This window comes from Streptomyces sp. NBC_00224, from assembly GCF_041435195.1.
GTDB lineage: Bacteria > Actinomycetota > Actinomycetes > Streptomycetales > Streptomycetaceae > Streptomyces.
In genome coordinates this window covers 8,304,719-8,320,176 of record NZ_CP108106.1, presented here as the reverse complement: position 1 = coordinate 8,320,176, position 15,458 = coordinate 8,304,719, and the positions used below count along the sequence as shown (strand labels likewise).

Sequence of the window (15,458 nt, the reverse complement as noted above, 5' to 3'; positions counted from 1 at the left end):
GGGTTGTTACTGGGCCCAGGGCAGGGTGCGGGTGCCTTCGGTCCCGGGTACGGAGGCCACGCCGTCCGAGCGCATGGCGACGTTCTCCTCCGGCTGCGCGGCCTGCGCGGGCTCGTCGGTGGCGGCCCATTCGACGAGTTGCACGACGATTCCGTTCGGATCGGTCAGCTGGAACAGCCGCTCGCCCCAGGGCTCCTCGCGCAGCGGCATGGTGATCGGGGCGCCCGCCTCGCGCAGGCGCCGTTCCTCGGCCTCGATGCCGGTGACGGTAAGCGCGAAGATCAGGCCCGCCGCCTGCTGGTCCCGCTGTTCGGGCGGGAGCACCTCGGTGCCGCGCCGCAGCAGCACGAGGTCGGCGGCGGCATCATCGCGGGTCAGGGACGCGAAGCCGTCGGCGGCCATGGCGACCTGGTAGCCGAGGTGGGTGCGGAAGAAGTCGCGGGAGGCGTCGATGTCGGCGACGGTGAGGGACAGGGTGGAGGTGGTGACGCGCAAGGTGGTGGCTCCTGGAGGGTTGGGGCGCGGTGGTGTCGGGGTGGTGGGTCGAAGGTGATGCCAGGCGGTCAGGTCAGTCGGACGTCTTCGTGTAGGTGAGGACGAGGTTCCCGCGCTCGAACGCGTGGCTGTCGGTGAGCTTGAAGGCACGCGGCGAGAAGTCGGCGCGGAAGAGCGGGATGCCGGAACCGGCAACGATCGGGTACTGCTTGACGATCAGCTCGTCGATCTCGGGCAGGAGCTGCCCGGCCAGGTCGGCGCCTCCACAGAGCCAGATCCCGAGCCCTTCCTCTCCCTTGAGCCGGCGGACCAGCTGCGTCGGGTCCTCCGCGGTGACCTCTACGGCTTCGTCCGGGCTGACAGCGAGCGAGCGGGAGAGGACAAACTGCCGCAGGTGGGCGTACGGGCTGGTGAGCCCCATGGCCAGACCGGGGTCGTACGTGCCGCGGCCCATGAGCACGGTGTCGAAGCGGGTGTTGGGCGCATCCGCGAGGCCGAGTCCGGCGCGGGCCGGGGTAGGGAGGGTTTCCGCGTACTCGGCGATCAGGTGCGGGAGGAAGTCCTCGGTGACGTACGGCATGAAGAAGTCGTAGTCACCGTCAGGGGCGGCGATGAAGCCGTCGATGGTGGTGCCGATGAAGTACGTGAGCTTGCGCATCCGGATCCGTTCATTCAGGCGAACTTTGCGACGGACGTAACTTTAGACAGAGGCCACTCGATCGGTCAAGCATAATTTTGCTACGAGTGTAAGATTGCTCCATGACTACCGAGCTGGGACTCCGAGAGTCCAAGAAGCAGGAGACCAGGCAGCTGATCTCCGACTGCGCCACCAGGCTCTTCATCGAGCAGGGCTTCGAGCAGACCACGATCGCCGAGATCGCCACTGCGGCCCGGGTCGCCAAGAAGACGGTCACCAACTACTTCCCCCGCAAGGAGGACCTGGCCCTGGACCACCACGAGGCGTTCACCCAGGGCCTGGCTCACGCCGTCACCGGACGTGCCCCTGGCGAAGAACCGCTCACCGCGCTGGAACGGGCGTTCCGCACCACCCTGGCGGAACACAGCCCGGTCGTCGGCTTCACCGGCCCCGAGTTCGCCCGCATGGTCGCCGACAGCCCCACCCTCAGCGCCCGATTGCTCGAACTGCACAACCAGCGCGAGGAGGCACTTGCCACGGCGCTGGCCTCCATCACCCCGGATCCCGCGCCCGCCGTCGCCCCCCGGGCCGCCGCCGCCCTGATCGCCGCAGCCGACCGCCTCCTGTTCCGCCGCATCCAGGAACTGACCCTGGCCGGCCACGCCGACGACGAGATCGAGGCCGTGCTGACTCCGGAGGCGGACCATGTCTTCCCGCTCCTCACCGCCTCCCTCGGCAACCGCCCCACCACGGCAACCTCGTGACCTCGCCACACGGGCCGAGCCGGTCAGGTTGGTGACACACCGGCCACAGGCCGACGTAACAGCCGCTCGTTCCGCTGAGTGGACCCGGCTCTTGTGCGACTTGCTCCCGGGGCCCAAGGTTTGTCACAGGCATCCAAATGCAATGCGTCGGGAGGGACTTCCGTGCCGAAAATCCTACGCCGAATCACCACCGTCTCCGCAGGTTTGGCCGTCGCTGCCGGTGTGGCGCTTGCTGCCGCTCCGTCCGCTGCCGCGAGTGGCTGGGGGATCCGTAACAACAATGACGGGCTGTGCCTCGGCATCGACCAGAACAGCACCGCATGGGGCACCCGCGCGGTCCAGTGGGAGTGCAACGGAAATGCCGACCAGCAGTGGACCTTTCACTCTGTCGACGGCGGCTCCTCCTACACGCTGACCAACGACCATGGATTGTGCCTCGGGGTCGACAACGGCAGCAGATCCTGGGGGGCTCGTGCAGTCCAGTGGGGGTGCAACGGCAACCCCGACCAGAAGTGGCTCTACAGCCCCATCAGCGGCAATTCGTTCCGCCTCCTCAACCTCAATTCCGGCCTGTGCCTAGGCATCGACAACGCCAGCACCGCTTGGAACGCCACGGCAGTCCAATGGGAGTGCAACGGCAACGCCGACCAGAATTGGCATTTCTGAGTGGGCGTTCCCGCGGTGGGCGGCACTGCCTGCTACCGCGCACTGAAGCCTCCGCTCCCGCGATCCCAGCCGTGGACCGGGCTTCGGGCCCTTCGGCAGCCCGGCAGGGTTGGTGATGGTGCGGTTGTCGCTCATGAGTGGGGATTCCTTCGCGTCTGGAGTTTCCATCCGAGACCCTGGCCGCCGGAGCGGCGGCCAGGGTGAGGGCCGCATCGTGGGACGCTTGTGTGCCTACTGAGTGGGATCACCTCGCAGGTGCGACAGGTTCGGCGGGTGCCCCGAGGAACGCGGCGACCGCGGTGTCCGCTGCGGCGAGTCCCAGGGCGCCGATGCTCAGGGAGTCGTGGACGAATTCCACCGAAGCGTCCTTGATGCCGCAGAACTCGGAGACTCCGACACGGAGTTGGCGCTCGATCAGGGTGTCCCAGCCGAGCTCGGCGAACTGCTCGCGCGGGTAGCTGGAAAGCCCGAGCCAGAGCATCCCCTTGGCGCCCAGGCGGGGGCGGCTGCGGCCGTATGCGAAACCGTAGTTCCACACCCGGTCGATCCAGCCCTTGAGGATGGCCGGGAGCCCGAACCACCAGAGGGGGAAGACCACAACGATGGTGTCCGCGGCCTCGATCCGGTCCATGTGGGACCGGACCTCGGGCGAGTATTCCTTGTCCCGGTTCGCCCAGTCCGGCTCGTCTTCGGGGCCGGTGCGGGGATCGAAGTCCTCGGCGTACAGGTCGAGCAGGTCGACGGTGTACCCGGCGTCCACCAGGCGTTCGCGGGCGCGGTGGGCGATCTGGGCGGTGAGGGAGTCGCCGCGGGGGTGGGCGAGGACCAGCAGAGCGTGCTGTGCCACGGCCGTCAGCCGTCCAGCCGGACGAGCATCTTGCCGGTGTTGGCGCCGCGCATCATGCCGAGGAAGGCGGCCGGGGCCCGGTCGATGCCCTCGAACACGGTGTGTTCCGTGTGCAGGGTGCCGTCGGCGAGCCAGCCCGCAGCGCGCCCGATCCACTCGGGGAAGAGGTGGAAGTAGCTGCTGACCAGCATGCCGCGCAGGTTCAGCTCCTTGGCGGCTGCCTGGAAGAGGTTGTCGGGGCCGGCGGCCGGCTCGGTGACGTTGTAGCCGCCGATGGCGCCGACCAGTGCGATCCGGCCACCGGTGCGCATCGCGCCGATGGCTGCCCGCAGATGGCCGCCGCCCACGCTGTCGAGGTAGACGTCGACGCCCTCCGGCGCGGCCTGGGCCAGTTGCTCCTCCAACGAGCCCGCGCGGTAGTCGATGGCAGCGTCGTACCCGAAGTCCGTCACCAGCTTCTTCGCCTTCTCGGGGCCGCCGGCCGAGCCGATCACCTTGGAGGCCCCGAGCTTGCGGGCCAGCTGTCCCGCGACGCTGCCCACCGCCCCGGCGGCGGCGGAGATGAACACCACGTCGCCTTCACGCACCGGCGCGACCTCGGTCAGCGCCGCGTAGGCGGTCAGGCCAGTGGTGCCGAGCGCGCCCAAGTACGCCTGCGCCGGGGCCAGGTCGGTGTCGATGACGGTCGCGGCGGCGGCGTCCAGCACGGCGTACTCACGCCAGCCCAGGAAGTGGGAGACGGTCGCGCCGACCGGCACAGTGGCGGACCGCGAGGCGACCACCACGCCCGCCGCGCTGCCCTCCAGCGCGGCGCCGAGGGGGAAGGGCGGGATGTACGACGGCACGTCGTCCATACGGCCGCGCATGTACGGGTCAACCGACATCCAGGTGTTGCGGACGACGATCTCGCCCTCGGCCGGCTCCGGTACGTCGGTGCGGACCAGCTCGAAGGTGTCCGCGGTGGGCTCACCGACGGGGCGCGAGGCGAGCCGGATCTGGCCGGAGACGAAGTTCGCCGCGTTCATCGTGTTAGCCGTGTTCGCCGCGTTCACTGTGGCCGTCAGGTTCGTCGGGTTCGTCGGGTTCGTCGGGTTCGACATGGTGGGCTTCCTCTTCCGTTCGGTGGTGCCGTTCTCGTTGACAGGAACTACCTTGCCGAGGGCCGCGCACGATCTGCTGACGGTCCACGCACGGGCACGCACGGGCACGCACGGGCACACATGGGCCACGCACGGACCGGAACAGGGCGCGCGCTAGCGTGACGCCATGCGTTTCGAAGTGCTGGGCCCGCTGCAGGTCCGTACCGACGAGGGGGCTCCGGTCACGGTCCGCGAGCCGAAGGTCCGCGCCCTGCTGGCCGATCTGCTGGCGCACCACGGGCAGCCGGTCTCGACGGACCGCCTCGTCGACGATCTGTGGGGCGAGGCGGTACCCAAGAACCCGGCCAACACGCTCCAGACCAAGGTCTCGCAGCTGCGCCGGACGCTGGAGCTGGCCGAGCCCGGTGGCCGGGAGCTGGTCGCCCACCGTCCGGCCGGCTATCTGCTGCAGGTGCCGGATGACGTGGTGGACTCCGGTCGGTTCGCCGCGCTGACGGCGCAGGCACGCCGCACGGAGGACCCACACGGCCGGGTGCCACTGCTTTCGGATGCTCTGGCGCTGTGGCGCGGGCCGGCCTTCGCCGAGTTCCGCGACCACGCCTTCGCGCAGGCGGTGGCCACCAGGCTGGACGAGCAGCGGCTGACCGTGGTGGAGGAACTGGCCGGCATACGTCTGGAACGCGGCGAACACCGCCCGCTCGCGGACGAGTTGGGTGAGCTCGTGAAGCTGCATCCGCTGCGGGACGGGCTGCGGGCCGTACACATGCGTTCCCTCTACCTCTCCGGCCGGCAGGCAGAAGCACTGGACAGCTACCGCGAGCTGACGGAGCGTCTGGCCGAGGAACTGGGGCTCGACCCCGGCCCCGACCTGGTCGCCCTGCACCAGGCGATCCTTCGCCAGGACCCGGCGCTGGCACCCACCCCGGCCACTGCCCCCATCGCCCCCGCGCATCTCCCGCCCTCCCCGGCCGCCGCCACGGCTGCGCCCCGCACGAACCTGCCGGCCCGGCTGACCGACCTGATCGGGCGACGCCAGGACGTCGCCCACGTACGTTCGCTGCTCCAAGCGGGTCGGCTTGTGACGCTCACCGGGCCCGGCGGCGTCGGCAAGACCCGCCTCGCGCTGGAGGCCGCCGCGCCACCGGCCGACGCTTTCCCCGACGGAGTCTGGCTGGTCGAACTCGCCGCCGAGACCGCGGGCAGCGGCGATGCCGACGAAGTGGCCTCGGCGGTGGCCGACGCGCTCGACATCCGCGATCACGCAGGCGCCCAACTGCCGTCCGGGCGGGCGTCGGACCACCTCGCCCACGCGCTCGGCCCTCGACGCATGTTGCTCGTCCTGGACAACTGCGAGCACCTGATCCAGCCGGTCGCCGAGCTGGCCGAGCAACTCCTGCGCCACGCACCCGGCCTGCGCATCCTGGCCACCAGCCGGGAGCCTCTGGCGATCTCGGGCGAGACGCTGCACGCGGTCGAGCCGCTGCGGGAGTCCGACGCCGTGCAGCTCTTCGCGGCGCGGGCGGCGGCGGCCGCGCCGGGATTCGCTCTCGGCCCTGCCAACGCCGACGCCGTGGCGCTCCTGTGCGAGCGACTCGACGGGATTCCGCTCGCGCTGGAGCTCGCCGCCGCCCGGGTACGGGCCCTGGGCGTCCATGAGCTGGCCGAGCGCCTCAGCGACCGCTTCCGTCTCCTGAACTCCGGGCGCCGGGACGCACCCGCCCGGCAGCGGACCCTGCGTGCGGTGATCGACTGGAGCTGGGGGCTGCTGACCGGACCGGAGCGCGCCGTTCTGCGCCGACTGGCCGTCTTCGCCGGCGGATGCACACTGCCCGCCGCCGAGGAGGTCTGCGCCGCACCGGACGTACCCGCCGACGCCGTCCTCGATGTGGTCACCCGCCTGGTGGACCGCTCGCTCGTCACCGTGCTGGACGGCGAGGACGGCCCCCGCTACCGAATGCTGGAGTCGGTCGCCGCCTACAGCCTCGAACGGCTCCAGGAGGCCGGTGAGTCGCGGCTCGCCCGCCGACGGCATCGGGCCCACTACACCGAGCTGGCCGAGCGGTCGGAGCCTTGGCTGTACGGCCCCGACCAGCGCCGCTGGCTGCGACGACTCGACAGCGACAGCGCCAACCTCCGCTACGCACTCGCCGACGCGACAGCGGGCCCTGCCGCGGACGGCAGCGCCGACGGTGACGCCGACCTGGCGGTGCGCCAGGTCAACGCGCTGGCCTGGTACTGGTTCCTACGCGGCCGCCTCGGCGAGGCCCGGCGGTCGTTCGACATGGCGCTGGGTTCCGGCGCCCCCGGCGACGACGGACCCGCCCGCGACCGGGGCTCCTCCTCGGCCCGCAGCAGCGCGCTGGCGCGGCAGGCCGCGTTCGCACTGCTCGTCGGCGACGACGCGCAACCGAAGCAGCCGACCGACGGGGAGTACGACGGGGCAGATACCAGGGCCCGGTGGTTCCTGGCGCTTGCCCGGTGCGGGTTCGCCGACCCGTCGGTCGAGGGTCAAACCGCCGGTCTGCTGGCCGAGTTCCGCGCCGACGACGACCGCTGGGGCATGGCCGCGACGCAGAGTACCCGCGCCACCGAGGCCATGTACCGGGGCGACCTCACCGGCCTCCGGCGGCACGCCGTCGACAGCGCGGCACGCTTCGCCGAGCTCGGCGACCGGTGGGGCCAACTGAGGGCCGCCGAGCAACTGGGCGTACTGGCCGAGATCGCCGGTGACTACGACGAGGCCGCCCGTCTGCACCGCGACGGTGTGCGCATCGCGGAGGAACTCCAGCTCTGGACGGACGTGTCGTTCCGGTTGTCCAGGCTGGGCAGGATCGCGCTGCTCACCGGCGAGTACGCGTCCGCAGGGGAGCTCCACGAGCGGGCGCGGCGGCTGGCCGCCGAGCAATCCCACCGGCCCGCCGAGCAATTCGCCGCGACCGGGCTCGCCCTCGGTGCCCGCCGGCAGGGCGACCTGGACGCCGCCGAGGTGCATCTGCGCCCCTGGCTGGAGTGGAACCGCAGGCAGGGCGTGGATTCCGGGACTGCTCTGATCCTCGCGGAGCTCGGCTTCGTCGCCGAGCAGCGCGGCGATGCCCCCCAGGCACAGGCGCTGCACCTGGAGGGTCTGACCGCGGCACGCAGGACAGGCGATCCCCGGGCGGTCGCGCTCGCGCTCGAAGGGCTGGCCGGCGCGCAGGCACTCGCGGAACGGCCCCACCACGCCGCCCGACTGCTCGGTACGGCCGCCGCAGTACGGGAGTCGGTCGGCGCACCACTCCCCCGAGCCGAGCGCGGCGACGTCGACCGTGTCACCGCACGCGCGAGTGGAGCCATGGGCGAGGACGCCTTCGCCACCGCGTTCCAGCACGGCCGCGACCTGCAACCCGACGACCATCTAAGGGACTTGCCATCGTCGGCCACGGCTGACCTGAGCACCAGAGCAACACACTGACCTGGTCACTGACTTCACATGACTGGCGCTTGGGTTTCCGGGCAACGGCCAGGCGGGTGCCCGGGATTCCGGCTGCACGCACGTCCAGGCATACCCTCGTGCTCCCAAGGAACGCCGGACATCGCCCGCGCCCTGCGGCCTGCCCGGCGAGGCAGGGCTAGGCACGGCTAGGCACGGCAGCGCAGCATCTCCAGCGGCGGCTTCGCGAGGAGGTCCGCCCAGAAGTCCTCGCCGAACTCACGGATGCCGGCTTCGGACACCTGCAGCGGAACCCACTTCACCTCACTGAACCCGGCCGCCCGCAGACACTCTTCGTAGACCTCGCGGCGCGGGGCCGTGGTGACGATGCTGATCGGCTGCGGGTCGAGGAGAGCCGTGACCCGCACCCGCGCACCCGTCTCGATCTCCTCGCCGGTCGGCTCGCAGCGGAACCCGTACTTGTCCAGGGTCGGACAGTCGAACCGGTAGTCGGGCTTCTGGGCGAGCACGAAGAACTCTCCACCCGGCACCAGGCTCCGGTGGATGTCGCGGCACATCCGCTCCATCGCCGCGATGTCCTCGGCGTAGTTGAGGCACTGCACTCCCAACGCGATGTCGAAGCGCCCATCGAAAGGCCGCAGCTCGGCGACGTCACCGACCTCGTAGTGCACATCCAGCGGGTCACGCTGCTCGAACTCCTGCGCGGCGGCGATCATCTCGACGGAGATGTCGACACCGAGGACCTCCGTGGCGCCGCGCCGCTTGAACTCCCTGCTGTAGAAACCGGTACCGCACGCCAGGTCGAGAACCGACTTGCCGCTCACGTCCCCGACCATGCCCAGGAAGCTCGGCACCTCCCCGAAACGCATCAGCGGCAGGGACTTGAACCCCTCGAACGCCTCGCCGATCTCGTCATACTGCTGCACGCTCACGTGCCGCCCCCTTCTGCGCTTCATCATGTACGTGGCTGGCCACATCGGCCCGCCGGACTCAAGGCCCGCCGGGTCGCGGTCATGGCAGGCAGTCTCCTCCGCCCCTGACTGACCGCCGTACTGGCAGATGACACAAAGAAGTTAGCCGGGCGACCCACCTATCGCCCAATGTCACCGGCGCATCATCAGGAGCGCAGCAGGATCATGACGCAGCTCACAAAGAAAGGGTGACAGGACGGTGTCGCGAGGAGCTGCGAGTGTCGACGGCATGACGATCACAGATGAGGACTGCCTCCCCGAGACCCTGGCGTTCAACGAGCAATTTGAGGCTGCCGCCGCAGGCCGTCCAGTTCGAGGGCAGGCGCCGAGCGCAGCCACGTTGGCGCTCCTGCGGGCCAACCGGCTCGGCGGTGACACACCACCGGTCCGGCTGCCGCACGGCCGGGACCGCGTCGTTGAGGGCGGAGTGAAAGTGCGGGTCTTCGTGCCGGACCATGTCGACGGCGTGTACCTGCACATTCATGGAGGCGGCTGGGTGTTCGGGTCCGCCGACGGGCAGGACGAGCGGCTCTGGCAGCTCGCTGAGCAGGCACGGTTGGCCGTGGTGAGTGTGGAGTACCGTCTCGCGCCGGAACACCCCTTCCCCGCCGGGCCCGACGACTGCGAAGCTGCTGCCCGGTGGCTGGTGGCACACGCCGCGGCCGAGTTCGGTACGGAACGGCTGCTGATCGGCGGTGAATCGGCCGGTGCCCACCTCAGCGTCGTGACGCTGCTGCGTCTTCGCGACCGGCACGGCATCACCGGCGCGTTCCGGGCGGCCCACCTGCTCTTCGGCCCCTACGACCTGTCGATGACACCAAGCCAGCGGTTGTTCGGCTCCCGGCAGCTGCTGAGCAACACCGACACGATGCGAAGCAGCTACGAGTTGTTCACGCCAGGGATGGGGCTGGAGCAGCGCCGTGACCCCGAGGTGTCGCCCTTGTTCGCGAATCTGACCGGGTTGCCGCCCGCCCGGATCGTCGTCGGCACCGAGGATCCGCTGCTGGACGACTCGCTGTTCCTGGCCCAACGGTGGCAGGCGGCGGGTGCGCCTGTGGAGCTCGGCGTCGTCGCCGGCGCGATGCACGGCTTCACCCTGTTCCCCCTGGCCATCACCGAGCGGGAACTGCGGCGCCAGCGGGACTTCCTGGCCACCGCGTGACGGTAGCGTCAGCCGCATGAACCGAACTGCCCGGCTGTACGCGCTGGTGGAAGAGTTGCGCGCGGCGGCGCCGCGACCGTTGACGGTCGCGGCGCTCGCCACGCGGTTCCACGTCAGCACACGCACGGTGCAGCGTGACCTGCAAACCCTGATGGAGACCGGTGTCCCGGTGCGCTCCATACCCTGGCGGGGCGGCGGCTGGTCGATCGACCCGGAGATGACCCTGCCCCCGATCCACCTCACCGCCGACGAGGCCTCGGCGCTGACCGCCGCGCTCGCCGCGACCGACGCTTCCACCCCCTACGCCGACGCGGCCCGCACCGCGGCCCAGAAGATCACAGCCTCGTTGACCGGCCCCGCCTCGGCGGCGGCCCAACAACTCGCCGCACGGATCGTTACCCTGCCCGCACGAACCGACTCCACCATCCGTACCGCGGTGGAGCAGGCCCTCGCCAACAACATGGTGCTACGGCTGTCCTACACCGACGCGGCAGGACACGAGAGCAACCGTGTCGTGGAGCCGGCCGGACTGCTCACCGCCGACGGCCGCTGGTACCTCATCGCCTGGTGCCGCACCCGCCGGGCCGGCCGGGGCTTCCGGCTGGACCGGATCGCGGCAGCGGCTCCCACCGGTGAACAAGCCCAACCCCATGACCTGACCGAACTACTACTCGGCTCGGCCGCCGCCAGTGCGGTGCGACCCACCGCACTGGCCCCGCTCACACCCCGACCATGAGAATCCGAAGGCGCCGACTCGGCAAACCTTGGCCAAGCCAAGAGGTCAGGCCGAGCGTGTCTGCGCCCAGTTGTAGAGGCGGTGGGCACTGTCGCCAAGGCGTGTGGCGTAGAGCGTATTGGCCTGCCCGCCCGCGAGTTCGTCGCTGGTGGTGGTGACACCGACGACGGTGCCGGTGCCGCTCTGGGTGTCGAACTGTGCGAGGTGGGGGCCACCGCTCGCCCCGTGTGACATGTCGCAGGGCTCACCCCACAGAAGGGGGGCTTTGGGGCCGGGCTGAGCCGGTCCGGCGCAATGGATCATGCGGGATCCGGTGTATGTGGCGCTGGGGTCGTTGAGTCGGTCTTTCGGGTACCCGAAGGTGTGGATGAACTCGTCCTTGGCAGGCTTGGTGAACGCGATCTTCTGGCTTCCTGTGACGTCCGCGATCCGTCGACCCCCGGCTGAAGGGTTTGCTACGAGGATTCCCGTGTCGTGGCCGGCGACAGCGACATCGTCCGAGGTCGTCTTGCTCGGATCGGCGTCCCAACGGGAAGAGGTGGCCATGTTCTTGATGCTGAAACCGCCGAGCGGCTTCGTTCCGTTGCGGTAACCGGGCACGAAATAGAGGTTGCGGTTCCATGTGCCGTCGGCAGCGGGAGCCCCGACGCCCCTCAGACAGTGCGCCGCCGTGATGATGGTGCTGCGGTTCGCGCTGTTGACGACGGTTGCGGTGCAACTGCCGTCGTAGCCGTCGGAGAAGGTGAAGAAGAGACGGCCGACGCTCTTGTTCACCGCTCCGCCGTGCGTCCATGTGGCCCCGGGATCCAGCGTGTTCGCGGGAAGCGGGTGCGGATCGTCAGGCGTGTTGTCGTCCTCGGGCACGGGGGTGATCTCGGGGACCAAAGCGCCTGCCAGCTTCATCCGTGTGGGGGTCCAGTAGGTATCGATCCGGCTGCGTTCTTGTTCGGTTGTGGCGCCGGAATGCGTCGTTATGGACTCCGGTTCCGCGGCGAGGGCCGAGGTCGGCAGCAGCACTGCCCCCGTGGTCGTGGTCGCACTCAGCAGGAGGGCTCCCGCAGCGGCGAGTTTGCGGGGGAATGCTCGATGTGTGGCTGACATCGTCTGCCTTTCTTGCTTCTTGCGGACGGGTGCTGTCGGGGCGCGGGTCACACCCCTTGCCCCATACGACGCGCGACCAGTCGCGAGGTTGCGACCGGTCCGGAGGAAGTTTCCGCCGGACCGGGTGGAGGACGGGGCCTTCACCACACGCCCTCAGCGGGCGCCTTCGCCATGCCGTCCGCTGCGGTGCCGAGCGCGATGCAGGCCGCGGGCCCCGGGCGGCGTTGGTGGTACGCCTGGTCACCGAGGAGGTGCGGCAGCCTTCTGAACAGGCACCGTGTAGGAGTACGAGTGCAATGCGGCGGGGGCCGGGGCCGATGCGCCAGGGGCCGGAGCCGACTGCTGCGGCGCGTAGCTGACCTCGACGCCGAACTGCGAGCCGTTCTCGGCGGTATAGGTGCCCAGGCCCGGAACCGCGACCGTGTGATGGCCGCTGAGGTAGATGCCCGGCGGCAGCGGAACGGCGGCCAGGGCCGTGTCGTACACCGATTCCGTACTGCTTCGGACAACGTGGCCGGGGGCACAGGCACCGCTGTCGTTGCAGTCCGTACGGATCAAGGACCTGGTGAAGCTTCCGTCCAGGTCGCCCTCCAGCTTCACCGCGCCCGTGCTCTTCGTCTGCTTGAGCACGACCTTGACGACGGCGGTGGTGTGCGGCGGCACCGGGACCGACTGGGACTTCGCTTTGTAGGTCTCCTGCTCGGATTCCGTCTTGGTGTCGGTCTCACCCCAGGTCCATGTGGCGGTGAACTCGTCGCTGCCGCTGAAGAAGTTACCGACATTCACCTGCCCCGATACCTTGTGGGATGTGGAGAACTGCTTGGTGACCGCGGTTGACAGGGTGTCCGTCACCGTCTTGCTGAAGCTCTGGGTCGTCAGCGTCATCTCCCTGTCGGTTTTGTTCGTCAGGAAAGAGCTGCCCACGTACCAGGTGGCCCCGGGGCTCGTGGTCGCCTCACCGTCCGGAGTCACCTGAAGGTTGGAGAAGGTGACACCCGAGGCGTCGTTGCGGGTCGACACATGGCTGGTCGTCGGAATGTTGCTCCGGCCCCACTGGTACGTCCAGTGACGGTTGTCCCACACGGACGCGTACTGCCGCTCACCGTTCGTGGTGGCGGAATCGCCGTACCGCACGAGGTCGTTGAGCAGGCTGTCGAGGTCGGCGGGGTACGCCGGAGCACTGTGGGCGGCGGCGGAGGCATCGCCGGGCGCCGCCAAGGCGGCGAGGGCCGCGATGGCGGTAACCGGCACCACGAAACGGGCGAAGCCCCTCTTGCGTATGGACAACTTCACTGTCTCTCCCTCAGTCACTCGGCCCCGCCCGGATCGCCTGGGATGCCTGTCGGCGTGAACCAGTCACAGCCAACCCCCACCTAACGGGAAAAACCGGGCTTATTGACACCTCCCATACGTTTCCACGGTCCGCCTTGACGCCATCCTTGCGCGGCGCGGCCGCTTCTACCGGGGGTTGTCCCGCAGCCAGGTCAGAACCTGGCCGGCGCGCTCGTTCGGCGGCGCTGGGTAAGGCCACGCCGACGCGGTCGCATGCAGCCAGGGCCTATCGCGAAAGGGGTTCTTGACGCTCCGTGTCGTTACCTGGGAGGTAATGGCGCCGATCTGTCGGCGCTGGCGAGAATGCTGATCTCGCCGCGTCGGTCGGACGCGGATGTCGGATCGGAGTGATGTGTCGTGTCCATAGCCGCACCCGCAACTACCCGTACTGTCGTGGAGGAGCTGTTGCACCGCATCGGCGAGGGCCATCCCGAGCGCATCGCTGCGATGTACGCCGAGCGGGGCGACTGGAAGCTGGACTGGCCGGAGGCCGAGCACGGGCGGACCGCCACCCCATGGATCCGTCACCGCTCCACCCGTGCCGATGCCGCCGCCCACTACCGCGAGCTTGCCGAGCACCATGTGCCTGGGCAGGCAGCGACCGAGATCGAGCGCATCCTCGTCGATGGCCGCGACGCAGTCGTGCTCGGCGAGATCCGTCAGACCGCCCGCTTCACCGGACGCGCTTATCGCGCGCGGTTCGCGTTGCACCTCACCGTCGAAGACGGCCTTGTCACCCGTCACCATGTCTACGAAGACAGCCTTGCCGTCGCCCAGGCGTTCGACACGAGGGGCACCGAAGCCACGTGACTCAGCTGCGGCCAAGCGGTGCGCCGTACCAGCGCCAGTTCGTCCGGCGGGGGCGGCCAGGTGTCTCGATGCGTCCGGTGGCCCACAGAAGAGTCGACCACGGGGTGTCGATGACGGAGACGTCGGGAAACAGTCGCGCGAGGACTCGCTCACTCAGATCCTGCGGGGGCTCCGAGAAGCGGCTCAGGCTTTGGGCGATGTCGTGGGTGTGGACGAGGGTCTCGACGATACCCATCGCTGCGAAGCCCTCCGGGTCGGAGGCGCCGAAGACGTGCGGGGCCAAGGTGGTTGCGTCGGCGGTGTCGACGATGGCCGCGAGCAGTCCGCCGCAGGCTTCCACGACGGTCAGGAGTCCCCTGGGTCCTGCCTCGCGGTCCCCGAAGATGACGTTGGCCGGGCCGTCCGGTCGATCGCTGGAGATACGCAGCGGGACGCGCGGTACGGCGATGGGCTGCGCGAGCCCGAACCGCAGCGCGTACGTGAGCAGGTCGTCCGCGAGGTGCTCAAGGGTCTCCCAGCGCGTCCACTCCAAGCCGCCGGCCCGGTCGTGCCATTGGGCAGCCGGGACGCCTTCGAGGACGTCGACGCAGTAGGCAACGGCCTGGCGCACGTGCTGCCCGCTCACCGGCATGTGCGATTCCCCGAGTTGTGGCATGCGGGGAGCCTACAAGGCCGGAGCGGGGGCACTCCGCAGCCGACAGCCCGGCTCATCCTTGGCCCGCGTGGTGTCGCATGCACGTGCCGTTGGCGTACACCGTGGGGTTGCCCGTGTACCAGTCGCGCCGGAGGGACAGTTCGATGCCGTGGTCGGTCGTACGTACTCCGGGAAGACCCTCGCCAGGTTCACCCCGGTCCGGCGGCGGCACGTCCGTGACAGTCAGGCCCTGGGCCTTCCACTGGGCTCGAAGGTCCTCCACGGCCGTCAGGTAGCCGCGGCTGTCCCCGAACCGCAGTCTCCAACTGAAGCCGGGCCGACCCCGCGTGACGTCGCCCTCGTCGAAGCCCAGGTCGTCGACACAGGAGCTGTTGCCCTCTTCCTGCGCCGTCCCCTCCAGCGTGGCGCCCGGCAGTGCGCCCGCCAGAGCCGGTGCGGGCCGCAGCCGCCCAACGGTGTCCATGCCCGCCTGCTTGGTCCGGGCGACATGCCGGCGATAGTCCAGCGCCGAGTGCACGCGCCCGCCCGCCATCGATTCGCATGCCTGGGCCAGGAAGACCATCAGGAGCACCAGCGCCAGCACCGGGAGCCCGATGAGAGCCGTGCGGCGAAAGCGCCGCGGTGATACGGGCGTCGGCGTCGCGGGATGCGCGGGTGCCGGGTGGGTGTCGGTACGCATGGTGTCGATCAAACCCCACCAGTGCAGGGCGCATCAGCGCGAAGGTACTCACCCGCCTGTGAGTACGTCCTCG

Annotated in this window: 15 protein-coding genes; 6 read left to right on the top strand and 9 right to left on the bottom strand. The window is 69.7% G+C overall.

Annotated elements, in window-relative coordinates:
• Positions 1-6: 6 nt before the first annotated feature.
• Together OG965_RS37245 and OG965_RS37240 are read right to left on the bottom strand one after the other, a co-directional pair.
• The gene (locus OG965_RS37245) at positions 7-495 is read right to left on the bottom strand and encodes a VOC family protein (RefSeq protein WP_371656497.1); all 489 of its coding nucleotides are present in this window, start codon (positions 493-495) and stop codon (positions 7-9) included.
• Positions 496-568: 73 nt separating this feature from the next.
• Positions 569-1,153: a dihydrofolate reductase family protein gene (locus OG965_RS37240; RefSeq protein ID WP_371656496.1), complete on the bottom strand. Its 585-nt coding sequence runs from the start codon at positions 1,151-1,153 to the stop codon at positions 569-571.
• 101 nt (positions 1,154-1,254) lie between these two features.
• Here OG965_RS37240 and OG965_RS37235 point away from each other — a divergent pair, with 101 nt between their 5' ends.
• Positions 1,255-1,896 (top strand): TetR/AcrR family transcriptional regulator, encoded by a 642-nt coding sequence (locus tag OG965_RS37235; protein WP_371656495.1) that lies wholly within the window; start codon positions 1,255-1,257, stop codon positions 1,894-1,896.
• Positions 1,897-2,058: 162 nt separating this feature from the next.
• Positions 2,059-2,562 carry an RICIN domain-containing protein gene (locus OG965_RS37230; RefSeq protein WP_371656494.1) on the top strand — a complete coding sequence of 168 codons (504 nt, stop codon included), beginning with the start codon at positions 2,059-2,061 and terminating at the stop codon, positions 2,560-2,562.
• A gap of 244 nt (positions 2,563-2,806) precedes the next feature.
• Here OG965_RS37230 and OG965_RS37225 read toward each other — a convergent pair whose 3' ends face one another.
• Positions 2,807-3,409 (bottom strand): NAD(P)H oxidoreductase, encoded by a 603-nt coding sequence (locus OG965_RS37225; protein WP_371656493.1) that lies wholly within the window; start codon positions 3,407-3,409, stop codon positions 2,807-2,809.
• 5 nt (positions 3,410-3,414) lie between these two features.
• Complete coding sequence (locus tag OG965_RS37220) at positions 3,415-4,434, bottom strand: NADP-dependent oxidoreductase (protein ID WP_371657162.1); 1,020 nt, start codon at positions 4,432-4,434, stop codon at positions 3,415-3,417.
• A gap of 241 nt (positions 4,435-4,675) precedes the next feature.
• Between OG965_RS37220 and OG965_RS37215 the strand changes: the two genes are divergently transcribed.
• Positions 4,676-7,960 (top strand): BTAD domain-containing putative transcriptional regulator, encoded by a 3,285-nt coding sequence (locus OG965_RS37215; protein WP_371656492.1) that lies wholly within the window; start codon positions 4,676-4,678, stop codon positions 7,958-7,960.
• A gap of 167 nt (positions 7,961-8,127) precedes the next feature.
• On the opposite strand, the gene OG965_RS37210 is transcribed toward OG965_RS37215, so the two are convergent.
• A complete protein-coding gene (locus tag OG965_RS37210; RefSeq protein ID WP_371656491.1) occupies positions 8,128-8,871 on the bottom strand; it encodes a class I SAM-dependent methyltransferase in 744 nt (247 codons plus the stop codon).
• Between the two features lie 268 nt (positions 8,872-9,139).
• Here OG965_RS37210 and OG965_RS37205 point away from each other — a divergent pair, with 268 nt between their 5' ends.
• Positions 9,140-10,072, top strand: a complete 933-nt coding sequence (locus OG965_RS37205; RefSeq protein ID WP_371656490.1) for an alpha/beta hydrolase — start codon at positions 9,140-9,142, stop codon at positions 10,070-10,072.
• A 16-nt stretch (positions 10,073-10,088) separates the two neighbouring features.
• A complete protein-coding gene (locus OG965_RS37200; protein ID WP_371656489.1) occupies positions 10,089-10,808 on the top strand; it encodes a helix-turn-helix transcriptional regulator in 720 nt (239 codons plus the stop codon).
• A gap of 45 nt (positions 10,809-10,853) precedes the next feature.
• Here OG965_RS37200 and OG965_RS37195 read toward each other — a convergent pair whose 3' ends face one another.
• The gene (locus tag OG965_RS37195; RefSeq protein WP_371656488.1) at positions 10,854-11,825 is read right to left on the bottom strand and encodes a serine protease; all 972 of its coding nucleotides are present in this window, start codon (positions 11,823-11,825) and stop codon (positions 10,854-10,856) included.
• 324 nt (positions 11,826-12,149) lie between these two features.
• Complete coding sequence (locus OG965_RS37190; protein ID WP_371656487.1) at positions 12,150-13,202, bottom strand: ETX/MTX2 family pore-forming toxin; 1,053 nt, start codon at positions 13,200-13,202, stop codon at positions 12,150-12,152.
• 396 nt (positions 13,203-13,598) lie between these two features.
• Here OG965_RS37190 and OG965_RS37185 point away from each other — a divergent pair, with 396 nt between their 5' ends.
• Positions 13,599-14,051, top strand: coding sequence for a nuclear transport factor 2 family protein (locus OG965_RS37185; protein ID WP_371656486.1), 453 nt, complete (start codon positions 13,599-13,601; stop codon positions 14,049-14,051).
• 1 nt (position 14,052) lies between these two features.
• On the opposite strand, the gene OG965_RS37180 is transcribed toward OG965_RS37185, so the two are convergent.
• A complete protein-coding gene (locus OG965_RS37180; RefSeq protein WP_371656485.1) occupies positions 14,053-14,706 on the bottom strand; it encodes a DinB family protein in 654 nt (217 codons plus the stop codon).
• Positions 14,707-14,758: 52 nt separating this feature from the next.
• Entirely contained in the window at positions 14,759-15,385 is a 627-nt protein-coding gene (locus tag OG965_RS37175; RefSeq protein ID WP_371656484.1) for a hypothetical protein, read from the bottom strand.
• Positions 15,386-15,458: the final 73 nt, after the last annotated feature.